This window comes from Acinetobacter junii (genome assembly GCF_018336855.1).
GTDB classification, from domain to species: Bacteria; Pseudomonadota; Gammaproteobacteria; order Pseudomonadales; family Moraxellaceae; genus Acinetobacter; species Acinetobacter junii.
The window spans coordinates 1720419-1744246 of the sequence record NZ_CP059558.1; the positions used below are offsets into that span (position 1 = coordinate 1720419).

Here is a 23828-nt window from a genome sequence, read left to right on the forward strand (position 1 = left end):
TTTATTTAAATAATTTTATATTATTTTAACCACTGATAAAAAAGACACCTATTAATTTAATAATAGGTGTCTTTATATTTTATGGTTCTATAGGTTTAAATGGTGGAACTACATCTGCATTTTGAGCACGATGTCTTAAAAAATGATCCATCAATACTATTGCCAACATTGCTTCTGCAATAGGTGTAGCACGCACACCTACACACGGGTCATGTCGCCCTTTAGTTAATACATCTGTATTTTCACGATCAATCGTGATTGTTTTACCCGGTGTTGTAATACTAGCAGTCGGTTTTAGAGCGATTGCAACACGGATTGTTTGTCCACTTGAAATACCACCTAGAATTCCACCAGCATGATTTGCAAGAAAACCATCTGTAGTGAGTTCATCACGAGTTTCGTGACCAAATTGACCCGCAACAGCGAAACCATCTCCAATCTCAACGCCTTTTACAGCATTAATGCTCATCATCGCATGTGCAATATCAGCATCTAATCGATCAAAAACAGGTTCACCCCAACCCACAGGAACCTTCTCAGCGAGGATTTCCAGTTTAGCCCCACAACTTGTTCCTTGCTCACGTAATGAAGTCACAAGTTGTTCAAAACGAGGGACAGCATCAACATCACCACAAAAGAATGGATTATTTGGCACTTCACTCCAATCTAATTTCTCAGCAACCTCATTACCGATTTGAGTGACATGACCACGAATGTCGATTCCAAATTTCTCGGCTAGGTATTTTTTTGCAATAGCACCTGCAGCAACACGCATTGCTGTTTCTCGAGCGCTTGAACGACCACCACCACGATAATCACGGAAACCATATTTTTGCGTGTATGTATAGTCAGCATGACCAGGGCGGAAAGTTTGAGCAATATTACCGTAATCTTTTGATTTTTGATCTGTATTACGAATTAGTAAACCGATCGAGGTTCCGGTTGTTTTTCCTTCGAAAACACCAGATATGATTTCAACTTCATCAGGCTCTTTACGTTGTGTTGCGAACTTAGAGGTACCTGGCTTACGGCGATCTAAATCACGTTGTAAATCTGCTTCGCACAGTTCAAGACCTGGTGGCACTCCATCGACAATTGCCATTAAGCCAGCACCATGCGATTCACCACAAGTTGTTACCTTAAAGAGTTGCCCAATACTATTCCCTGCCATGTTTTAGCCCCTTAACTTTGAACTGATTGCTGAAATATTTCTTTATAACGGCGGCATTGTTCAGCAGTTAATGCAAAAATACCAGAACCGCCTTTTTGGAAAGTGAGCCAATGGAAGTCAACTGTATTGAAGTTTTGGCGCATTGCCCATTCTGAGTTACCCACTTCGATGACGATTAGACCATCTTCAGTCAAATAATCAGCAGCTTGAGCTAACATTTTGCGCACTAAATCCAAACCATCCTGACCCGCAGCAAGTGCCAATTCAGGTTCATGCAAAAATTCTTCTGGTAAATCGGCCATATCTTCTGCATCCACATATGGTGGATTGCTGACAATAAGGTCATATTGATTTTCAGCTGGAATTTTTGCAAACAAATCAGATTCCAGTAATGCAACTTGATATTGTTTGTTGTGATGTTCTGTATTAATGGAAGCAACTTCTAAAGCTTCTTTAGAAATATCAGTAGCATCTACTTCAGAATCAGGAAATGCATAGGCTAATGCAACTGCAATACAACCAGAACCTGTACACATATCTAAAATACGTTGCGGTGTTTTTGGATTTGGATTAACAGGTAAGCTATTTAAAGCTTCAAGCATTTGTCCATTTTCATCTAAGCAGTATGGTGCAAAACGCTGTTCAATTAATTCAGCAATTGGTGAACGCGGAATCAAAACACGCTCATCGACATAGAATGGCTTATTAAAGAAATATGCCAAATTCAATAAGTATGAGGTTGGAACTCGTTCGTTGATTCGACGTTCTAACAAACTGAGGAATTCAGCCTTTTCACTCGGCAAAAGTTTCGCATCTAGAATTTCTGAATCTGCATTCCACTCTAGTGATAAAGTTTGTAAAACTAAAGCTGAACTTTCTGCAAAATAATCTTCAGTACCTTGTCCTAAGTGTGCGTCATATTGACGAAGTGCGGTTACACCAAAACGAATAAAATCTCGAATGGTTACTAAATTTTCAGCCGCTTCTTGTAAATGTTCAGGGCTGATTGTAGGTCGCTCCACTTAGGCGTCTCCAAAATGCAAATAGCAAAAACGCTTTATTCTAACGGGATTCAAGCCTATTTAACAGTAAAAAACCGCTTCTACAGACTAGAAACGGTTTATGAAATTTAAATCAAGGTAGAAAATTACAAACCCAACTTTTGAGCAACATAGTCTGAATCCTTATCTCCACGACCAGAAAGATTCACGACGATCTTCGTATTTTTATCCATTTTAGGTGCTTCACGTAATGCCCAAACCACCGAATGGGAGCTTTCTAGAGCAGGCACAATACCTTCGACACGCGAAAGCGTCATAAATGCATCTAAACACTCTTGATCTGTTGCTGTTTCATATTGAACACGTCCCAACTCTTTAAGAAAACTATGTTGTGGTCCTACACCAGGATAATCCAAACCTGATGCAATCGAATGTACAGGTAGGGGTTCTCCTTGATCATCCTCAAGCACATAACACGCCATACCATGAATTTGACCTGGCTTACCCAATGTAAGTGTAGCTGAGTGTTTATCCGTATCTAAGCCATGACCTGCTGGTTCAACCCCAACAAGTTTTACTTCAGGGATATTTAAGAATGCAGTGAAAGCACCAATTGCATTTGACCCACCACCTACACATGCAACTACATAATCAGGGTTTTGTCCAAAACGTTCGTTTGCTTGAGTTTTAATTTCATTTCCAATAATCGACTGAAAGTCACGTACCATTTTGGGAAATGGATGCGGACCAACTACAGAACCAATCGCGTAAATATAATTTTTAGGATCTTTTAAATATTCTTCAAAAGCACTATCAACTGCATCTTTTAAAGTTGCAGTACCCTGAGTAACTGAAACCAACTTTGCACCCAAAATTTTCATCTTAACGACGTTTGGATGTTCTTTTTCGATATCTACTTGTCCCATATGAATTTCACACGGAATACCGACTAATGCACAAGCAGTTGCTAGAGCAACACCATGCTGTCCTGCACCAGTTTCAGCTATGACCTTGCTTTTGCCCATATATTTAGCAAGCAAAGCCTCACCTAAACAGTGATTAATTTTATGAGCACCAGTATGGTTAAGATCTTCTCGTTTTAAATAAATCTGTGCTCCACCTAGTTGATCAGATAGACGTTTCGCATGAAATAAAGGGCTTGGGCGACCAACGTAATTTTTAAACAAATCATTAAGTTCATCTTGAAATTCAGCTGTATGACGAATTTCTTCATAAGCATTGTTAATTTCGTCCATTGCCTCTTTTAAATGAGGAGGAATAAATTGACCGCCAAAATTACCAAAAAAGCCTAATTCATTAGGCAAAGCAATGCCATTAATTTGATGTTCCATGTCTTTTCCTATTCTTATAAAGTATTAATGTCAATTTTTAGCGTGATAAATATCGTGTCATATCTTCAATCCCCTTGAGGGTCATCGGATACATATGATTTTCAAAAATCTCTTTAATCCAGCCAATAGTCTGTGTGTAATGCCAATAGCCTTCTACTTCAGGATTTAACCAAGCTGTTTTATCAAAATGTTGGCGTAATCGTCTTAACCAAACCTCACCAGCTTCATCATTCATATATTCAACTGAACCACCCGCTGACTTTAGCTCATAAGGTGCCATACTCGCGTCACCTACGATGATGACACGGTAGTCACGTCCATATGTATGGAATAAATCCCATGTATTCATACGCGTTGAACTACGACGATGATTATCTTTCCAAACATAGTCATAGAGACAGTTATGGAAATAGAAATACTCTAGTGTCTTAAATTCTGACTTGGCAGCGCTAAACAACTTCTCACATTCAGCAATATAAGCATCCATGGAGCCACCAACATCAAATAGCATCAAAACCTTAATACGGTTACGGCGCTCTGGAACCAGTTGTACGTCTAAGATCCCCTGTTTTGCAGTCTCACGGATCGTACCATCTACATCTAACTCTTCTGCAGCGCCTTGTCGTGCAAATTTACGTAAGCGACGTAAAGCAATTTGCATTTGGCGTGTACCTAAAACCTGATCATCATCAAGATTTTGGTATTTACGTTGCTCCCATACTTTTACAGCCGAACGTTTGCGTCCTGGCCCACCAATACGCACACCTTCTGGATGATCACCAAAGGCGCCAAAAGGTGAAGTTCCACCCGTACCAATCATGCGATTGCCACCTTGATGCTTTTTATGTTGTTCGCGTAAACGCTCTTCCAACATTTTCATCAATTCTTCGAGGGAACCGGCCTTTTGTAGTTCTTCACGTTGCTCTGGTGTTAGATGTTTCTCTAAAAGCTCAAGATCAAACCAATCTTTAGGTAGTTTATGAACCTGTTTAAGCAATTCATCTAAATCGAAAGTTTCAATGCCATCAAAATAATCTTTCATAGCACGATCAAACTTATCAAAATATCGTTCATCTTTGACTAAGACAGTTTTAGCCAATTGATAGAACTCGTCTTGATCTGCGAAAACAAGACCTGAAGCCACAGCCTGATTAAGATCAATCAATTCACGTGTGGTAACAGGAACGCCATATTTACGTAAGGTGTAAAACAGTCTCACAAACATTGGTAGACACTCTTAACGGCGTGACATAAAAGCTAAACGCTCGAGTAACTGCACATCTTGTTCATTTTTAATCAAAGCACCATACAGTGGCGGAATTGCTTTTGATTTGTCATGATTGCGCAACACATCTTCAGGCATATCATCAGCCATAAGTAAGCTTAACCAATCAATCAATTCAGATGTTGATGGTGGTTTTTTCAGGTTTGGCACTTGGCGCAACTTGAAGAATATTTGTAATGCTTCGCTCACCAATGTATTAGAAATACTAGGGAAATGAACAGCAATAATGTCACGCATGGTTGCTTCATCAGGGAATTCAATATAATGGAAGAAGCAACGACGTAAGAATGCATCTGGAAGTTCTTTTTCATTATTTGAAGTGATGATAACGATAGGTCGTTGAGTTGCGGTAATTGTTTCCCCTGTCTCATAAACATAGAACGACATTTTGTCGAGCTCATGCAACAAATCATTTGGGAACTCAATATCTGCCTTGTCAATTTCATCAATTAACAATACACAACGTTCTTCGCTGGTAAATGCTTCCCACAACTTACCTGGTTTAATATAGTTTTTAATGTCATATACACGATCATCACCTAACTGGCTATCACGTAAGCGAGATACAGCATCATACTCATACAAACCTTGTTGTGCTTTAGTCGTTGATTTGATATGCCAAGTAATCAATTTCAAACCTAAGCTTTCAGCAACCTGCTCAGCAAGTAAAGTTTTACCTGTCCCTGGCTCACCTTTAACTAATAAAGGCTTTTGTAAAGCTCGTGCAGCTTTGACAGCAAGTTTGAGGCTATCGGTTGCGATATATTGATCTGTACCAGTAAAGTGTTGTGTATCAGCAGACATTTTAAAACCTTATTTTTCTATATTTAACTGTGTGTAGATTTAAACCGTGTGTCCTGTTTTATTTGCAGTGTATTTAGACCAGCAAAACCCAACCAGTAATCCTAATCCAATTACAAATAAAATTAAGGATAAATTTGACCAAATAAGAACATGCTCTTTGGTAAGTACACCGAAGATCAGTCCAAAGATTGCTGGGGCTAATGCAGAATTAGGCCCCTCAGAGATGGTTGGTGTGACTAAAATTGCAAAAACAATAATCCAAAGTATTCCACCTACTGGATTCGGTAAACGCGACATCAAACGATACCAGCACCATAATGCAATCAATGTTCCAGTCACATAAACAATAATGGCTACATTTTCTTCTGGAAATTGATCAAAGACCGAAAGAATTTGTGACCATATTGCCGTTAGAGTCTCAAGCACCGCGTAATCCCTCAGGTTCTACAGCATTCGGGTTGATAAGACCTTCTGGTGGCATTTGAATAAAAAAGCCTTTGGTTTGCAAAGAGTCTAATACATGCAATACATTTGCACGTGCAAGCTTACGCTCAGCATGCAACTCTAAGTGCATTACAAATGTTGCTTTACCAAAAGCTTGCAAGACATTTTCAGGAACGACTTCTAGAGGATTCTCTTGATCTTTATCCTCAGGATAGTTTGGACGAGCAATATAAATATACATTTCGTCTTTTTTACTCGATCTATAAATATCGCAGTGCATGTTTACTCACAACCATTATCAATCAAAAACAGCATACATGAAAAAAACTGTAGGTACATTAAGGAATGTTAACGCTACAGTCGTATTTTATACTGTTCTTATTTACCTAGAAATCTTCATTTGAGTTGTTAAAAACTCAATATCTTCTTTGAAAAGTGCAATTAACGGCTCTGTCAAAAGATCATAGCGCCAACCTAATAAATAGCTGGGTAAATCTTGCTCATCGAGATGAAAGACCACATGCTCATAAATCGCATTTAACCACTTCTTACGTAACAACACTTCCTTTGGAATACCTGTTTTATTGACCACCATTTCGATCAATAGATCAACACGAGGTGCAATTTCTTTGGAGTTATTTTTGACAGGACGCGCCAAACGCAATGGCCATTCATCTTCAGGGGGTAAAAATTTCAGTAGATCTAAAATTGTTTTACCATGCTCACGAACAATATTTGGTCGCATGTCTTTAACTTGTGCCAACTGAAAAGTATTTCGCGGATTCTTTTCCACTAGATCAATCATTGTGGCATTTTTAAGTATGAAACTACGCGGTTGATTCATCGCTTTGGTAATTTGTTCACGCCAGATGCTTAATTGTTGTAATTGCATCAACTCACGCCTAGAGTGACGATAATTACCAATATCCGTATAAAGTTCAGATAATGGTGTCTCTAATGCGATTTCTTTAGTCAAATTTTGGCAATCCTCTAAAACATAGGAATATAAACCCTTTGTTTGAAGATCAAACTTCAGTCTTTCTGCCAGCTTATTTAAATATAGTACGTCATTTGCGGCGTAACTCATTTGCTCTTGACTAAGTGGACGTGCTAACCAGTCCGAACGTGTTTGGTCTTTATCGATATCAATATTCAAACAAGTTTTTAATGCATTTTGATAGCTGACCTGCAAACCATGACCAAGAAAAGCCATGGCGACTTGCGTATCAAATACATTTTTTAATGGCTTTTGATCTGCGTAATGATAAATCAGATCAATATCCTCACCGCATGCATGAAAGATATTCTGCTGAGCTTCAAAAACCTTACGCCAAAAATCAGATAAATCTAGGGCAGCGCCATCTAACAACGAAACCTGATCATTTACATTGATTTGGCAAACGCCTAATTTCGGATATAAGGTATCAACCTTAATAAACTCAGTATCAAGTGCGTATGTGGAACAATGTTCCATTTGATTGAGGAGAACAGCTAGATCTTTTTGCTGTTGGATAAACTGAAACATAATTGCTCAAGTAAAAAAATTAAAAACATAGCGATGCAACGATTTCATTGCAGTTATTGCTCAAGCGAGATCAGATGCAAAAATTTACTCAGTATTCCACATGCAAAACATGAAATTACTCCCTATTCCATTTGTAAATCAGCGAAAGTCCATTTCGCCAGCCAATAGTGCCACAAATTTAAATAATTATAGCTATGATAATGTAAGACAAAATGTAAAATTTAATTATTTGTTTAAATTAACAGCATGAATTTAAAATAAATATATAAATTATATCGACCTTAGTCTTATTTCATACGCATTCGATTATGTACAGCCTGACTCAAAGTGTGACTGTCTACATATTCCAATTCACCACCCTGAGGTACGCCTTGTGCAATTCGAGTCATATGTATTGGCAAGTGTTTTGTCGCTTCTACCAAATAATGTGCCGTTGCTTGCCCCTCAACTGTTGCATTAGTTGCTAGGATCACTTCTTCAATTTGACCTTCACTTAAACGCTGCACTAAATATGGGATGCCAATTTCCTCAGGTCCAATACCATCAAGTGGCGATAGATGCCCACCTAAAACATGATATTTACCTCTAAAGCTTCCACTTTGTTCAATTGCCATAACGTCAGCGGGTGACTCAACCACACACAGTAAATTTGAATCACGCTCTGTCGAGGCACAAATATCACAAATTTCATTTTCAGTGAGTGAATGACAAATTCTGCATTCGTGAATATGACTCGAGGCCTCATGCAATGCATACGAGAGTGCAAAAGCACCTTCACGGTTCTTCATCAATAAATGTAATGCCATACGCTGTGCAGACTTAGGACCTACGCTCGGCAAAATACGCAATGCTTGAACCAATTGTTCAAATCGTTCACTAAACACAAATTAACTCGAATATTTGTAGAAAGAATCCCCCTAAGCTTATTTTTCAAACTTAGGGAGTAATCAATTAGAACAAGCCAGATAAGCCCGGTGGTAAACCCATACCAGAGTTTGCACCTTGCAATTTTTCTTCTGAAATCGCTTCAGCTTGACGAGCAGCATCATTCATCGCAGCTGCGATCAAGTCTTCAATCATGTCCGCTTCATCTTGCAATAAATCAGGACTGATCTCGATGCGTTTTACAACATGGCGACAAGTCATGGTTACTTTAACTAAGCCACCACCTGCTTCAGCATGAACTTCAGTTTTCGCAAGCTCTTCTTTGGCTTTTTTAAGATTTGTTTCCATGTCTTTTTGCATGCGCTGAGCTTGCTGCATGAGCATATTAATGTTCATAACTTTCTCTCGTTAAATTAAATCTAAACCACGTGACAGATCACGAATAATATCATTGATATCTTCTAAACCAACAGATACACGGATTAAACCCTCCTCAATACCTGCTGCTTGTTTGGCTTCAGCCGACATTCTACCATGTGAGGTCGTCGCAGGATGTGTAATTGTTGATTTGACATCACCAAGATTACTTGTAATGGATAAGAATCTTGTATTATCAATTACAGTCCAAGCACCTTGACGCTCTCCTTTCACAACAAATGAGACAACCCCACCAAAACCTTTTTGCTGTTTCTTAGCCAATTCATGGCCAGGGTGATCTGGCAATCCAGCATAATATACCTTTTCAACTTTATCATGCTGCTTGAGCCATTCAGCTAATATCTGAGCACTCGCACAATGCGCCTTCATACGTAAGCTCAATGTTTCTAAGCCTTTTAAGAATATCCACGCATTAAAAGGACTCATTGAATTGCCTAGTGTACGGATCACACCATTGACTTCTTCAAGTAAATCATTTTTACCAACAACGGCACCACCCAGTGCACGCCCCTGACCATCAATATATTTAGTTGCAGAATATAGAACTAAATCTGCCCCGAATTTGATGGGTTGCTGTAATGCTGGGGTACAGAAACAGTTATCTACAGCGAAAAGAGCACCATGTGCATGTGCAATATCTGCAATCGCCTGCATATCACCAACTTGCGCTAGAGGGTTTGATGGTGTTTCTATAAATAACAAACGAGTATTTGGCTGTAAGGCACTTTTCCAACCCTCAAGATCGTCTAAATCGACAAAAGTGACTTCAACCGCGAATTTAGCTACATATTTTTCAAATAAGGCAATAATTGAACCGAATACAGCACGTGAACAAATGACGTGGTCACCCGCTTTCAAATACGCCATACAAATTGCATGTACAGCAGCCATACCAGAACTTGTTGCAACTGCACGCTCAGCACCATCAAGCGTAGCCAATCGCTTCTCAAAAGCTTGTACTGTTGGATTGGTATATCGAGAATAAGTATTGCCTGCTACTTGACCTGAAAATTTCGCAGCAGCATCAGCAGCGCTTTCACATACAAACGATGAGGTTAAAAAAATAGGTTCACTATGCTCACCTTCAAAAGTACGGTTATGACCAGTACGAATTGCAAGCGTATCTAGTTGATATTCTAAATCATCATTTGGATTCATCGTTTTGTATGCCTTATGATTAATGGGTTCAGGAACACTCTATTCTATACTCTGGACAGTTTTGCAAATTGCAAAGAATGAACCCATAGGTTTCTGCCCATTTTAACTTTGGCTAAAATTTTCTCACATTTGAATATAAAACCAAGCAATAAGATCACTATTGCTCTCTTCTAGAATCCTATCTGATTAATTTACGCACAAAAATTAAATTCATATTACAAAGTGTTATTAAATTCCGCCTAAATGTGCCAACATTTTGAGCGCCTAAGGTATTTAAGGTCAAGGCGAAAGATACAATAATCGCTTAGACTTCGTGCAATCTTGACTCATGATGAGACTTAAAAAGATGAAATCGCTTGTGGAACAGCAAAAAATAAATTTTAAACATCTCGCTATGCGTGTATTTGAAGCAGACAAATTAGTCTTATCTCAATCTACACCTTATCAAGTTATTGCCGAATTTAAACAAACACGTGTCAGATTCTATGCTTCTGAAAACAAGCGTTATAAGGAACCTCTTGTTTTCGTTGCACCACTTGCGATTAATATGGATATATACGATTTATATCCATACCGTTCTTTAGTTAAACACTTTCAAGAAAGCGGCTTTGACGTGTACCTGATTGATTGGGGTAAATTAACTTATAAAAATTATCATATTGATTTCTTATCATTCATAGATAAGTTCATTCCACGTTGCATTGAAGCAATTCAAAAGCATTCGAAATCTAAAGAAATCTCGTTACATGGTTGGAGTATGGCTGGCATCTTTGTCACGCTATATACAGCACGCCATCAACCAGATGCAGTAAAAAATTTAATCGTATTGGGTAGTCCAATTGATAGTTATGCATCAGGTTATATTGGTAAGCTATATAAAACGCTCGCCTATGTGACAACACGTAATGCGACGATTAAAGACTATATTTATAATCGTCTCCCAAAACTCATGATTCATTCACCAGGTTTTTTAAATTCTTTGGGCTTTAAGTTACTCGATCCTAAAGGTTGGATCGACGGCAATATCCAACTGCTTAAAAATCTGGATAATCTAAAACTGGTTCAGGAAGATGCAACTTTAAGTCATTTTCTTAACAATATGATTGATTATCCTGGTGGCATTAATCAAGACATGCTGTTTAATGTTTGGATGCAGAACCCATTAAAAAATGGTGCAATCACACTAAAAAACAAAACCATTGAATTAAAAGGTATCAACTGCTCTCTATTAGTTGGCGCTGGGAAAAGTGATCAACTGGTAACGGCTGATGCTGCTTTTCCATTAACTCAGTTGACAAATAGCCAAGATGTCACGTTTACTCTTATACCTGGCGGACACTTAGGTTTAATGTCTAGTCAAAATAGCTCAATCGAGTTTTGGCCGACACTTACAAAATGGCTAGAAGAACGTTCAACACATTTAAAAAGGTAAACTATGACTCAATCTGTTGCATTTATCGGTTTAGGTGCCATGGGATATCGCATGGCTGCTCATTTACCAAAATATTTCGACACCGTTTATGTTTGGAACCGAAATTTTAGTAAAGCCGAACAACATGCAACAGAATTTGGAACAATTGCCATTGAACTCGAACAAGCAGCGCAAGCCGATGTGATTTTTTCTTGCTTACCGACCAGCCAAGATGTTGAAAACCTAATAAACAGTATCAACATCAAATCAGGTTCGATTTGGGTTGATTGTACCAGTGGTGTCCCTGATGCAGCACGTCGTCTAGCTGAACAGCTCAAAGCTCAAGATGTAGCATTTTTGGATGCACCCGTCAGTGGTCAAACTATAGGTGCAGAAAATGCAACCTTAACATTTATGGTAGGTGGTGATATTAATGCATTTGAACGTGCCTATCCTGCTATGTCAGCTTTAGGAAAACTTATTCAACATGTAGGCGAGTCTGGCGCAGGCTTTGCAGTAAAAGCAATTAATAACATGTTGCTCGCTGTAAATTTATGGTCAGTAGCTGAAGGTTTTACAACATTAAAAGCACATGGCGTAAATCTAGATGCCGCCTTGAATTGTATTAATGCTTCTAGTGGCAAAAGTCTAGTCACTGAGAATATTTTCCCTCAACGTGTTTTAAGTCGAGAGTTTCCTGTTACTTTTGCCTTGCCTTTATTAGCAAAAGATACGGGAATTGCCCTAGATTTGGTACACGATGCAAAATTACCTGCACCTATATTATCTTTGGCACAAAGTCTCATTCAAGCTGCAAGCTTAACTGCTGAATCCAATAGTGACTTCTCAGCTGCAGTTAAAATGTATGAATCTTGGACTAAAATCACGCTTAAATAAGACCCTTTATTTATGCAATATTCTATTCATCGACACTTTTGATATCTGAAATTTATTAGATAGCATTGCATAAATATGTGGTGCTTTAAATATTACATTTATTTCAATGCTTATAACTTGAGATTATTAAATTACATTTAAAGCTAATTAACTTACTTTAAGTCAATGAAAAATATATTTTTTATTTTTGAATATGAATAAATCATGAAGTAAAAATTACACTCAAACAATACACATTGATTGAAATTTCATGAATAAGCCTTATATTGGTAAGTACGTAGGGATCAAATGCCATATGAATATCGTTTCATAAAGCCTTGATTTATACCTTTTTGAATAGAGGAACACCTCATGAATAAGTTTACGGTTGCAGTTATTGCAGGATTAATCTCTTTTACTGGTTTTAATCTCCAAGCTGCCACACCAGAACAAGAATGTAAAAAGTTGCAAGATGACTACAACCTCATCTATGCATCAAAAGGATTCTGTTTTAAAGACGCTGATGCGAAAGCTAAATATGGTAATGAAAACTGCCATACGACTAAGCCAAAATTTTCAGATAAAGAGCAACAACGTCTCGATCAAATCAAAGCTCGGCAAAAAGAGCTTAATTGCAAATAAAACTACTTAAATAGTTCATTTATAGCTCTCTTATTGAAATCATTAAGGGAGCAATTTTTTAACTTAGTACATCATATAAAGGATTAATCATGGCATACGATGACCAAAATATTTTCGCGAGAATTTTACGTGGCGAATTACCTGCGATTAAGGTCTATGAAGATGATCAAGTACTCGCATTTATGGATATTATGCCCCAAGCGGAAGGTCATACGCTCGTTATCCCAAAAACACCTGCAGTAACTCTACTCGATTTACCTGCGGATGCTGCTGCATACACCATTCAAATTGTGCAAAAGATTGCTCGAGCGATTGAAACTGCATTAGATGCAAAAGGTATTGTTTTAATGCAATTGTCTGGTGCTTCTGCTGGGCAAACTGTTCCTCATGTGCATTTTCACTTAATTCCAAGTTCAGTACATGAATTGGGGCGTCATGCTGCCAAGATGGGCGATCAAGAAAAAATTAAAGAATTAGCAGAAAAAATTAAAGCTGCACTGTAATTTTTCACATAATAAAAAGCGAAGTTATAACTTCGTTTTTTATTATTACTATAAAAATCAATAATAAATATAATTATTACCAAATATAAATCGTCATCAAACTGTCATCTTTCTTTCACTTCTCTGTCACAAAGTTTTCCGATACTGCATACAAGTCAGTGAGCTGTGTAACTTTTTGTACACAAGCAAGCTTATAACAGTAACTAAGGCATTAGCCATTTACAAAAAAGTGTTTTGGAGAAATCTCAATGAAAAAATTGCTTCTTGCTGCTACTGTAGCAACTTTAGCCATGAATGCAGCGCAAGCAGCACCAACATTGTATGGTAAGTTAAACGTAACACTTGACAATGTTGATAACAAAAACTTTGATGGGGAAAGTGACGTTACTGAAGTTAACTCTAATGCTTCACGTATTGGCGTTAAGGGTGAAGAAAAATTAACTGACAAACTTTCTGCAATCTATTTAGCTGAATGGGCTATTTCAACTGATGGTTCTGGTTCAGACACAGACCTTAGCGCTCGTAACCGTTTCATCGGTCTTAAATCTGATGGTATCGGTGCACTTAAAGTGGGTAAATTTGACTCTTACTTTAAAACTGCTGCTGGCAACAACCAAGATATTTATAACGACCACACAATTCTTGATATTACAAATACAATGTATGGTGAAGATCGCCTTAACAACGTAATTGGTTTTGAATCTGACCCTAAATTACTTGCTGGTCTTACTTTCAATGTAATGTTCCAACAAGGTGAAAATACTTCTGACTCGAAAGAAGGTGCTTCTGGTTACGATGATAAGCGTGATAGCTTCGGTGATTCAGTTTCTGCTTCTGTTAACTACGAAAACAAAGATCTTGGTTTAGCTCTTGGTGTTGCAGGTAACTCGGGCGTTCAAGGTAAATACAATGCTTACAGCTTAAAAGATATTTACTCTGATGCTTACCGTGTGACAGGTTCTATGGACTTTGGCGTAATTGGTGCTAAAGGTTTAGTTCTAGGTGCTTTATGGCAACATGCTGAGCCTAAAGATGATTTAACAGCATTTAATACTGGTAAAAAAGACACAAATGGTAAAGATATTCTTGCGAACTACAAAGGTTTGGAAGAAGATGCTTGGGTAGCTGCTCTTACTTATAAGATTGGTGACACTCCATTTGCTGTAAAAGGTCAATACCAATCAGCTACTACTGCTCGTGATGGTTTTGAAGATCGTAAACTTGACCAATACGGCGTTGGCTTAGACTACCGTTTCAACAAACAAGCTCGTTTCTACGGTATTGTTGCTCAACAAAAACGTGATTGGCAAGATGAAGACAACAAACGTACTGTTGTAGGTGCAGGTATGGAATATAATTTCTAAATTGAGATTATCGTTCTACAAAAAAAGGGCATTCATTTGAATGCCCTTTTCTTTTTGATTACTTACTTCTTTAAGAATCCACTTACTAAATTTAAAACATTCTGAATATCTTGATTTGCTTCTTGAGGATTTGTACTAGAGCCTTGTGGTGTCAAAGAATCAATAACTTGTGGTAGAACTGATGCTATTGCACCATAAATTGCCTGTTTAGGCGCTTGTGTTTGTTGTGCAACTTGTTCAACATCTTGATCATCAAATAAATTTTGAATATTTTGAGTTGGAACATCTTGAGCATTTTGTTGCTGTGGATCGACCCAGCTTTGGACCTGATTTGCTAAACCTGCATTTTTTAGTTTGTCTAAAGCACCTTGCAAACCGCCTTGTTTTTGAATCCATGCAAGAATTAAGGGTAAAACTGCTATCAATAACGTTTGTGCTGTACCACTGCGGTTACTATTGGTCTGAGTAGAATTACCACTATTCCCCGCACCTAACTGACCTAATACTGAACCAAGAATTCCGCCTAAACCGCCTTGTTGTTGGTTTTGATTATTTTGTTGTTGTCCACCAAGTTGACCTAAAACTGAACCTAAAATTCCGCCCAAACCACTTTGCCCAGTCGTTTGCTGTTGTCCACCTAAAGCTTGTTTCGCCAGTATTTCAACAATGTTTGCTAAATCCGTCATGACTTATCCTTTGGAATTATTTATTCCAAAAGAATACGCTGCTTTGAAAAAACAAAACAAAGATGATTTGTTAATTTTTGCAAGAACTTGCAATCAAAAGCAAGGATTTAGTTTGGCTAAATCCAACCTGATCACCAGCGGAACTTATCCCAGTTTTCAGGATTTGCCCAGAACTTAGAGTTGAACCAGTCAGGAACATGTTTATAAGTCAAAATATTAAACTGCCATAAAGCAAAATCGCTTTCATGTGTGGTTTTATCAATCAATTGAGTAAAACCAAGTGAACGCAGTAACTTTTCATCAGTTAATTTACTCACGACAACAATACGTTTTGCCATCAAATCTCGAAGCTTGACTAATAGTTGGGATTTTTGAGAATCACTGATAGTTTGCATTTCTTCTGTATCAAATAATACAAAACCTAAATCATATCGCTGTGTAAAAGGCAGATTTAAAAAGTCAGTTACGTTAAAATAATTCCATTGAATAGAAGCATTTTGGTCAATTTTCTGACCTATAGAAAGTGCAGTATGAATCGGCTGTTCTTTAGATAAATCGTCTAGCATAGAAGTGATGACATTTTGTTCAGCCATACTGCAACCCTTGATTGAGAAAGATGAGAGTTTATTAATGGAACTACAGGGCATTTGCCATAAAATGCATGCAGCACTCAAAACGCATAGTGTAACTGATCAATCAACACGCAAGGCAAATGTTGAATATAAATTTATCCTAGATCGTTCAGAAACTGATCTACCGTTTGTGTTGGGTCAAGAGTTAGAGATTGAATGGACTGGAAATATTTTTTGTACATCTTGTGGTGCAAAAACACCTAAATCATATTCGCAAGGACATTGCTTTAAATGCTTTAAAACAAAAGCTGAATGTGACTTGTGTATTATGAAGCCTGAAACCTGTCATTATCATTTAGGTACATGCCGTGAAAATGATTTTGCACACAATGTCTGCTTCCAACCACATATTGTTTATTTAGCGAACTCTAGTGCCTTAAAAATCGGAATCACCCGTATCGTGAATATGCCAACACGTTGGTTAGATCAAGGTGCGACACAAGCTCTCCCAATCATGAAAGTGGGTTCACGCCGTTTATCAGGACATTTAGAAACATTATTTGGCACTCAAATCGCTGATAAAACAGATTGGCGTAAATTGCTTAAAGGCGAAGCTGAGCCACTAAATTTAATCGAACAGCGGGATCAGATCATTGAGGAATTTGCACCTAAAATTCAAAGTATTCGTGATGAGTTCAGTCAAAATCTAGAGTTCAATGAAAATCTAGAATTACTAGAAAATGAAATACCACATGAGTTTATATACCCTGTGGAACAATATCCTGAAAAAATAAAATCACTAAATTTGGATAAGACTCCAAAAATACGTGGTGTATTACAAGGTATCAAAGGTCAATACCTGATACTTGATATTGGAGTGATCAATATTCGAAAATATACAGGCTATGAACTGATTCTTCGAGCTTGAATGACTTAAATAAGGTGGCTACGTTGCCACCTTTTTATTTATCAAGAAGTCAAACAGTTCAATATCGCTTTGACTGGATCTTCAGTATTCCCTGAGATGAGCTGCTTATGCATACTAAGATGTTGCATCATTTGAATATGTGCAGTTTCGTGATCCATCAATTTTTCAATTGAAGTTGCTAAATGCTGTGGCGTTGCATCTGCTTGTATTAACTCTTCAATTACCTTTTTGCCAGCAATAATATTGGGCAAAGAATAATATGGAATTTTGACTAAAAATTTCGCAATTAGATAGGTTAACCAGTTTAATTTATAAAATGTCACCATCGGACGGTGCAATAACATCGCTTCAAGTGTCGCTGTACCAGATGCTAAAGCAACTATGTCACTCGCATTCATCACCATACGTCCAATTTTTGATTCAGCATCTGAATTTTCTAAAACATGAATTTTAGCCTTTAAGCTCGTCCCAACATTCTGTAAACCCTGCTCTATCTGTTGCTTACGAGCATCATTGATTGCAGGTATCAGAAACTCAAGCTCTGGATATTTACGATGTAAAATCTCGGCAGCATCCGTCAACAATGGTAATAATCGTTCGATTTCACCGCGACGACTACCAGGAAGTAATGCGATGTGAGTTTTATTTGCGGCTAAACCTAATTGATGTTTCGCTTCAATAATCGGATTCTTGAGAGGTAATTGTTTTGCTAAAGGGTGTCCTACAAATGCTGCTGGCACCTCATAATTTTCATAGAATGTTTTTTCAAATGGAAACAAACAAAGGACTAAATCTATACTTCGTTTAATGCCATGAACTCGTCCTTGACGCCAAGCCCAAACTGAAGGACTCACATATTGAACTGTTTTGATTGGTAAATTGTTTTCTTTAATCGTTTTAGATAGACGTAGATTGAAATCTGGCGCATCTATTCCTATAAAAATATCTACGGGACGTTCAGCCCACCGTTCAACTAGACCATCACGTACAGCAAATAATTTTTTTAGGTCTTTTAAGACTTCCACAATTCCCATCACAGATAGTATTTCCATAGGGTAATAACTATGAAAACCTTCAGCGATCATTTGCGGACCACCAATACCCTCAAATTCAACATCTATGCCTTGTTCGCGAAAACTACGCATGAGTTTAACTCCTAGCGTATCACCAGAAACTTCACCCACGACGATCCCAATTTTTAGTTTTTGCTTTAACAAGACAACTGCCCCATTCAAATGTTTGAAATATTTTAACAAAATGATTTTACATTGAATCGCATCAAAGATGACAATTTGTTCTTGATTAGTGAATATTATGAATCATCTGTATTAGCATTAATTATTTATATATCCATTTATATTTACGATCAAAGTCAAATTGAATAGAATTGATTAACACATTAATATAAACAAGAATCATTTTCATATGTAATCCATTCTATTTAACATCATTGTGAACTCATGCCTAAGACTTCTTTAAATACATATAGCGATAAACTAAATGTTTTATTCCGCTTCTTTTTAACGTTTGTGATCGGGTATGTATGCACAGCTTTTTTATGTATGAGCCTTACTCAAGTTTTTCAGGCTTCTTTAGCCAAGGCTGAAGCAATTTATCTAGCAGCATTCATTTCCATATTTTTTTATCTCAGCTTTATCATTGTTGGATTTTGTTTTACTTCTTTATCTAAGCTCGCCCTAACAAGTTTCGCACTCACCATATTTCTATTTGGCTTATCAGCAGGTTTGAATTAAAAAATGCAGAATAAAAGTGTTCGCCAGTCAATGGCTTGGCTACATGCTTGGACGGGCTTAATTTTCGGATGGCTGCTATTTGCTATTTTCTTGATGGGTACAAGCTCCTACTATCGGCATCAAATCACTTTATGGATGCAGCCACAACTTGCGCAATATCAAATCAATCAGGATACGGCAATCCTAACTGCAACTCATTACCTATCCCAAAATGCTAGTGATGCTAAAACGTGGTATTTAAAAGTTGCTAATTCTGAAGAACCTGTAAACAAAATTTATTGGGAAAAAGCTAGTGGTGGTTACGAAAGTAAAAGCTTAGACGCTAATTCAGGCAAAGAACTTCAATTATCTCATACTCAAGGCGGCGACTTTTTTTACAATTTTCATTTTCAGTTATACGGCATGCCTGTGTTTATTGGCAGGCTCATCGCAAGCCTTGCAGCATTCATCATGTTAATTGCACTGGTATCTGGCATTATTACCCACAAAAAGATATTTACCGACTTCTTTACACTCAGAACATTTAAATCACAACGGTCTTGGCTTGATTTTCATAATGTGACATCAGTTTTAGCTCTTCCTTTTTTTCTGACGATAACGTTTACAGGCTTAGCCATTTTCTTTTATTTATATCTTCCTTGGGGAATGAAAAAACTCTATCCAGAAAATCCTTATCAATATTTCACTGAAATACGAACCGTAGCTACGAATTCAAATACGATAACATCCCTTCAAATTAGTAACATGATATCGACAGAGGATCTTTTGACTCGAATCAAACAACAATGGGGAGATCAATCACTTGCTACTTTTGAAGTTAAAAATCCAAATACGGATCAAGCCGTAATAACGATCAAACAACTTAAAGATCGTTCAATCACGCTAAATCAACCGCAAATCGTATTTGATGGAACGGGAAAGATATTAAGTAATACTAGAAATAATAGTGCTATAGCTACTTTGAATGCTGGAGTTTATGGACTTCACATGGCAACTTTTGCCCAACCTTTTTTAAGATTTGCCTTTTTTTGCTCAGGAGTTCTTGGCTGTCTGATGATTGCGTCAGGGCTATTGCTGTGGAGTCTTAAACGACAAATTCAGTATAAATCCCCAAAATTCCATGTTGGTTACTACCTTGTTGATCGCTTAAATATTGCAAGTTTTCTTGGTCTTCCGATTGCTATGCTGAGCTATTTTTTAGTGAATCGGTTGATATCAAGTCCTAGCGCTGATCTTAATTATGAAATTTATACATTTTTTAGCGTTTGGATGCTTAGTTTTGTATTGGCTTTATTCACACCTAAGCAATATTTATGGAAATCTCAGATTGTGATCTTTGCTCTGCTCGCTTTCAGTTTGCCCTTATATAACCTGTTCTATTTGCTTAATCATGACCTTATAGCAAACTTGGAAAGTTACTGGTTATTTCTACGTGTTGATCTATTCTTTGTTGCCTGTGCTTGTTTTGCAGCATTCATTTATAAAAACATTCAGCCAATACAAATCAAGTCAACTCAGAAAATTAAAAGCAAACTGATTAAAAATGGAGTGAATGTGTGATTTTCTTTAGTTTATTACTGACTTTAATCGGTATGTTCATCTTGTATCGTTGTAGTTCTAAACAACAGTCTAATGTTCATTTGAAATATCAAAAAATAATGATGACCTATCAAGTGCAATTTCGAATCTTAGCTTTTCTTTTATTCCTAATTTCAGGAAGTTTATTATGTTGGATTGAGGGAAAATCGATCGGATTTGTCAGTTGGTGGATATTTGCAACACCGATCACCTTCCTATTGGTTTTAAAAATCAATCGTGTCTTAACACCTAAAGTCAAACACAAATGACATTAAAAAATCTTCCTTTAGCTTTTTTTTGCATAAGTAAATCATTATTCATCACAACGAGTTATCTCAAAAAAGCATAAGATATGCCTGTTTTTGCATAATTAGGCATATTGGTAATGTTTGGTCCTATTGAATTTATCATGGCTGGGGTTTTGGTTGGCTTCTGTGTAGGTATCACAGGTGTTGGCGGTGGTTCTTTGATGACTCCTATTCTTATTAGCCTTTTCAAAATTGAACCACATATCGCAATTGGTACTGATTTGCTCTATGCATCAATCTCTAAATTCTGTGGCTCAGTTGTTCATGCAAAGAAACTCAATATCGTTTGGCCAATCGTTATTTGGCTAGCAATCGGTAGTATTCCTGCGTCATTCGCAACCTCATGGGTTTTAGAACATTATTTAAGTCAATCAACGCACTACAAAGCTGTATTAACGATGGTACTTGGTTTTATGCTGACTTTGACAGGTATCTCGATTGTCTTTCGTGCGCAAATTGAAAAGTTCTTTGACCGTTTCCGTAATCGTGAACAAGCAAATATGGAAAGCGAGCAACATGCTTTACAACATAAACGCCATTATATTGTCATCATGGGGATCATCTTAGGTGTGTTCGTTACACTATCATCTGTAGGTGCTGGTGCTTTTGGTATCATGGCTTTAGTAATTATGTTCCCAAATCTACCTATGATTCGTATTATTGGTTCCGATGTTGTACACGCAGTATTATTGACAGCAGTTGCTGGCCTAAGCCATATGTCTTCAGGAAACGTCGATTTTACATTATTGATGTGGTTATTGGTTGGTTCTATTCCAGCAATTATTGCAGGCACATTGATCAGCTCGCATATGCCAGAACGTTTGATTCGTAAAATTCTAGGTATCACATTATTTGCGCTAGGGATTAACTTTATGGTTAACCCGATCAAAGCGAAACCAAAGCCAGTAGAAACTCAACAAGCTGTCATCATTCAGCAAACAACAACTTCTACAAGCGCAGTTTAAGTAGCAAAATGCCGATTGTTTCTACACAAAATATGATTATAACTAGTTAATCAGTCGGCTTTTCGTGCTATATTCGTAGACAAAATAACCTCTTCTTTTGATTAAATTTGTGACAGCAATGAATACTCTACAGTCAAATCCAGTTTCTCAGCCAGATATCGACGACGTTAACATTAAAAGCATTCAAACTTTAATTACCCCTGCGGAACTGAAAGCTGATCTTCCTTTATCTGAGGCTGCGTCGCAAACTGTATTACAAGGACGTGCAACTGTACGTAATATTTTAGATGGTAAAGACAAGCGCTTGTTTGTCGTTATTGGCCCTTGTTCGATCCACGATCCTAAAGCTGCAAATGAGTATGCTGATCGCTTGAAAGAGCTGAGCGAAAAAGTAAAAGATACGCTTTATTTAGTTATGCGTGTTTATTTTGAAAAACCACGTACAACAGTAGGTTGGAAAGGTTTAATTAATGACCCTGATATGAATGACTCTTTCAATATTGAAAAAGGGTTACATATTGGTCGTGGTCTTTTACTAGAATTAAATGAAAAAGGTTTGCCTTGTGCAACTGAAGCACTTGATCCTAACTCACCTCAGTACTACCAAGATTTAATTTCTTGGTCAGCGATTGGCGCTCGTACAACAGAAAGTCAAACACATCGTGAAATGTCTTCGGGATTATCTTCACCTGTTGGCTTTAAAAATGGTACAGACGGTGGTTTAACAGTTGCAACGAATGCAATGCAATCAGTAAAACACGGTCATAGCTTCTTAGGCTTAAATGAAAACGGTCAAGTTGCAATTATCAATACTAAGGGCAATCCTTATGCACACGTAGTTTTACGTGGTGGTAACGGTAAGCCAAATTATGATGCAACTTCTGTTGCTGAAGCTGAAGCTGCTTTAGCAAAAGCTAAAGTAAGCAATAAGATTATGATCGATACTAGTCATGCTAACTCAAACAAAGATCCGTACTTACAACCTTTGGTTCTTAAAAACATCACAGAGCAGATTCTTGATGGTAATAAGTCAATCGTAGGCATCATGGTTGAAAGTCATTTGAAAGGTGGTCGTCAAGATATTCCTGAAAACTTATGTGATCTTGTTTATGGTCAATCAGTAACTGATGGCTGCATCGACTGGGAAACAACTGAAAAAGCACTATTAGAGATGCATGAAGCGTTAAAAGACGTTTTACCAAATCGTTAATAAATAATTGATATAAAAAAAACAGACTCTTATGAGTCTGTTTTTATTTTTAAATTTTCTATTAGTTGAGGATGGCTTACAAAATCCTGAATGACGTTCTCAATGTTTATCTTATTTACGTTTGGAATGACTATTAAATTCTCTTGTAAAAAATATTGACTCGAATTTAAATCATCATTTATTGTTTGCATCAAACGAACAGGGTCATAGAAACTTAATTCATAATTTTCATTTTTATACGTGAATACTAAAATGATCCACCCTTTAGATTGTATTATCCATTCTTCATCATCGAAAAAATCTGGAAAATTTATACTGTAATCTGGCATATATCTGTATTCTTAAATATAGTATTTCTTTTGAACTGTAACATTTTTTTAACTATACTGCTGCCACATTTCCACTGTGTCGTATCATTGATATGAAGTCCAGTTTCCGTCAACATTTGCTAAAGTGGCGTACCTCTCTTGGTGCGATTACTTTGGTTTGTTTACTCTGGCATATTTTCTTACCCACGATGGTTCATATTGGCGTTGTACCTGCACTGTATGCAATGCCGAGTCACTGCCAAGTTACAAATATTCAAAATAGCTTAATAGATTCAGATAGCCATTCAAGTCATCACCATCATGCTATGCACGATAAAACGCAGCATGAACAGCATCTTCAACATCAAAAACATAATCTACTTAGTGATCATGCTAAAGAAGTTTTTGCGCTTGCAAGCAAGATCATGAAGCATTGTCCTTTATGTACTTATGGTGTTGACGCTGCTGCAATTGTTCCTTTTATTGCAATTATTTTTGTATTTTTATTGGCTTGGTTTACTCGTGTACGATGCCTATGCTATGCGTGGACAGAAGATCTGCATATACCACATATCTACTATATTTTCCCAATTAAACAAGCACCTCCACTCGCTCTATAAAACGCAATTCCGTAAATATCGTATCCAGTGAGAACTGCGG

At 37.2% G+C, this 23828-nt stretch carries 27 protein-coding genes; 12 read left to right on the top strand and 15 right to left on the bottom strand.

Annotated elements, in window-relative coordinates:
- Positions 1 to 79 precede the first annotated feature (79 nt).
- From aroC to H2677_RS08175, 11 genes are all read right to left on the bottom strand, one after another.
- Positions 80 to 1171, bottom strand: coding sequence for a chorismate synthase (gene aroC / locus H2677_RS08125; RefSeq protein WP_212638280.1), 1092 nt, complete (start codon positions 1169 to 1171; stop codon positions 80 to 82).
- 11 nt (positions 1172 to 1182) lie between these two features.
- The gene (prmB, locus tag H2677_RS08130; protein WP_042893544.1) at positions 1183 to 2193 is read right to left on the bottom strand and encodes a 50S ribosomal protein L3 N(5)-glutamine methyltransferase; all 1011 of its coding nucleotides are present in this window, start codon (positions 2191 to 2193) and stop codon (positions 1183 to 1185) included.
- A gap of 125 nt (positions 2194 to 2318) precedes the next feature.
- On the bottom strand, positions 2319 to 3524 hold the full coding sequence (gene trpB / locus H2677_RS08135; RefSeq protein WP_212638281.1) for a tryptophan synthase subunit beta: 1206 nt from the start codon (positions 3522 to 3524) through the stop codon (positions 2319 to 2321).
- 37 nt (positions 3525 to 3561) lie between these two features.
- On the bottom strand, positions 3562 to 4749 hold the full coding sequence (locus H2677_RS08140) for a vWA domain-containing protein (RefSeq protein WP_004915807.1): 1188 nt from the start codon (positions 4747 to 4749) through the stop codon (positions 3562 to 3564).
- Positions 4750 to 4761: 12 nt separating this feature from the next.
- Positions 4762 to 5613, bottom strand: a complete 852-nt coding sequence (locus H2677_RS08145; RefSeq protein WP_004915804.1) for an AAA family ATPase — start codon at positions 5611 to 5613, stop codon at positions 4762 to 4764.
- A gap of 39 nt (positions 5614 to 5652) precedes the next feature.
- Entirely contained in the window at positions 5653 to 6039 is a 387-nt protein-coding gene (locus H2677_RS08150; protein ID WP_004915801.1) for a hypothetical protein, read from the bottom strand.
- A complete protein-coding gene (locus H2677_RS08155; protein ID WP_233739022.1) occupies positions 6032 to 6292 on the bottom strand; it encodes a YcgL domain-containing protein in 261 nt (86 codons plus the stop codon). Before H2677_RS08155 ends, H2677_RS08150 begins: the two co-directional genes overlap by 8 nt.
- Before the next feature lie 147 nt (positions 6293 to 6439).
- Entirely contained in the window at positions 6440 to 7582 is a 1143-nt protein-coding gene (locus H2677_RS08160; RefSeq protein WP_004915794.1) for a ribonuclease D, read from the bottom strand.
- Positions 7583 to 7869: 287 nt separating this feature from the next.
- Positions 7870 to 8466: a recombination mediator RecR gene (gene recR, locus H2677_RS08165; protein WP_004915789.1), complete on the bottom strand. Its 597-nt coding sequence runs from the start codon at positions 8464 to 8466 to the stop codon at positions 7870 to 7872.
- Positions 8467 to 8533: 67 nt separating this feature from the next.
- Positions 8534 to 8863, bottom strand: coding sequence for a YbaB/EbfC family nucleoid-associated protein (locus tag H2677_RS08170; RefSeq protein WP_004915785.1), 330 nt, complete (start codon positions 8861 to 8863; stop codon positions 8534 to 8536).
- A 12-nt stretch (positions 8864 to 8875) separates the two neighbouring features.
- Positions 8876 to 10063 (bottom strand): O-succinylhomoserine sulfhydrylase, encoded by a 1188-nt coding sequence (locus H2677_RS08175; RefSeq protein WP_212638282.1) that lies wholly within the window; start codon positions 10061 to 10063, stop codon positions 8876 to 8878.
- Between the two features lie 346 nt (positions 10064 to 10409).
- Between H2677_RS08175 and H2677_RS08180 the strand changes: the two genes are divergently transcribed.
- The 5 genes from H2677_RS08180 (at position 10410) to H2677_RS08200 (ending at position 14859) form a co-directional block, all read left to right on the top strand.
- On the top strand, positions 10410 to 11495 hold the full coding sequence (locus H2677_RS08180; protein WP_004915776.1) for an alpha/beta fold hydrolase: 1086 nt from the start codon (positions 10410 to 10412) through the stop codon (positions 11493 to 11495).
- A gap of 3 nt (positions 11496 to 11498) precedes the next feature.
- Positions 11499 to 12371, top strand: a complete 873-nt coding sequence (locus tag H2677_RS08185; protein WP_212638283.1) for an NAD(P)-dependent oxidoreductase — start codon at positions 11499 to 11501, stop codon at positions 12369 to 12371.
- Between the two features lie 351 nt (positions 12372 to 12722).
- On the top strand, positions 12723 to 12992 hold the full coding sequence (locus tag H2677_RS08190; RefSeq protein ID WP_004954451.1) for a YARHG domain-containing protein: 270 nt from the start codon (positions 12723 to 12725) through the stop codon (positions 12990 to 12992).
- 89 nt (positions 12993 to 13081) lie between these two features.
- Entirely contained in the window at positions 13082 to 13495 is a 414-nt protein-coding gene (locus H2677_RS08195; RefSeq protein ID WP_004954452.1) for an HIT family protein, read from the top strand.
- Between the two features lie 248 nt (positions 13496 to 13743).
- Complete coding sequence (locus H2677_RS08200; RefSeq protein WP_099948707.1) at positions 13744 to 14859, top strand: porin; 1116 nt, start codon at positions 13744 to 13746, stop codon at positions 14857 to 14859.
- Between the two features lie 62 nt (positions 14860 to 14921).
- On the opposite strand, the gene H2677_RS08205 is transcribed toward H2677_RS08200, so the two are convergent.
- Positions 14922 to 15545, bottom strand: coding sequence for a YidB family protein (locus H2677_RS08205; protein ID WP_212638284.1), 624 nt, complete (start codon positions 15543 to 15545; stop codon positions 14922 to 14924).
- A 131-nt stretch (positions 15546 to 15676) separates the two neighbouring features.
- The gene (locus tag H2677_RS08210; protein WP_212638285.1) at positions 15677 to 16138 is read right to left on the bottom strand and encodes a DUF6231 family protein; all 462 of its coding nucleotides are present in this window, start codon (positions 16136 to 16138) and stop codon (positions 15677 to 15679) included.
- A 37-nt stretch (positions 16139 to 16175) separates the two neighbouring features.
- Here H2677_RS08210 and H2677_RS08215 point away from each other — a divergent pair, with 37 nt between their 5' ends.
- A complete protein-coding gene (locus tag H2677_RS08215) occupies positions 16176 to 17045 on the top strand; it encodes a DUF2797 domain-containing protein (RefSeq protein WP_004954464.1) in 870 nt (289 codons plus the stop codon).
- A gap of 41 nt (positions 17046 to 17086) precedes the next feature.
- On the opposite strand, the gene lpxB is transcribed toward H2677_RS08215, so the two are convergent.
- Positions 17087 to 18262, bottom strand: a complete 1176-nt coding sequence (gene lpxB, locus H2677_RS08220; RefSeq protein WP_212638286.1) for a lipid-A-disaccharide synthase — start codon at positions 18260 to 18262, stop codon at positions 17087 to 17089.
- Between the two features lie 243 nt (positions 18263 to 18505).
- Here lpxB and H2677_RS16045 point away from each other — a divergent pair, with 243 nt between their 5' ends.
- The 5 genes from H2677_RS16045 (at position 18506) to H2677_RS08235 (ending at position 22860) form a co-directional block, all read left to right on the top strand.
- Positions 18506 to 18799, top strand: a complete 294-nt coding sequence (locus H2677_RS16045; protein WP_228301640.1) for a hypothetical protein — start codon at positions 18506 to 18508, stop codon at positions 18797 to 18799.
- A 3-nt stretch (positions 18800 to 18802) separates the two neighbouring features.
- Positions 18803 to 20359, top strand: a complete 1557-nt coding sequence (locus H2677_RS08225) for a PepSY-associated TM helix domain-containing protein (RefSeq protein ID WP_212638287.1) — start codon at positions 18803 to 18805, stop codon at positions 20357 to 20359.
- Positions 20356 to 20646, top strand: coding sequence for a DUF1634 domain-containing protein (locus H2677_RS16050; protein ID WP_228301641.1), 291 nt, complete (start codon positions 20356 to 20358; stop codon positions 20644 to 20646). Before H2677_RS08225 ends, H2677_RS16050 begins: the two co-directional genes overlap by 4 nt.
- Before the next feature lie 116 nt (positions 20647 to 20762).
- Positions 20763 to 21650, top strand: a complete 888-nt coding sequence (locus tag H2677_RS08230) for a sulfite exporter TauE/SafE family protein (protein WP_212638288.1) — start codon at positions 20763 to 20765, stop codon at positions 21648 to 21650.
- A gap of 118 nt (positions 21651 to 21768) precedes the next feature.
- Positions 21769 to 22860: a 3-deoxy-7-phosphoheptulonate synthase gene (locus tag H2677_RS08235; protein ID WP_004954481.1), complete on the top strand. Its 1092-nt coding sequence runs from the start codon at positions 21769 to 21771 to the stop codon at positions 22858 to 22860.
- Positions 22861 to 22889: 29 nt separating this feature from the next.
- Here H2677_RS08235 and H2677_RS08240 read toward each other — a convergent pair whose 3' ends face one another.
- Positions 22890 to 23189 carry a hypothetical protein gene (locus H2677_RS08240; protein WP_212638289.1) on the bottom strand — a complete coding sequence of 100 codons (300 nt, stop codon included), beginning with the start codon at positions 23187 to 23189 and terminating at the stop codon, positions 22890 to 22892.
- 92 nt (positions 23190 to 23281) lie between these two features.
- Between H2677_RS08240 and H2677_RS08245 the strand changes: the two genes are divergently transcribed.
- Positions 23282 to 23788, top strand: a complete 507-nt coding sequence (locus tag H2677_RS08245) for a hypothetical protein (RefSeq protein WP_212638290.1) — start codon at positions 23282 to 23284, stop codon at positions 23786 to 23788.
- Positions 23789 to 23828: the final 40 nt, after the last annotated feature.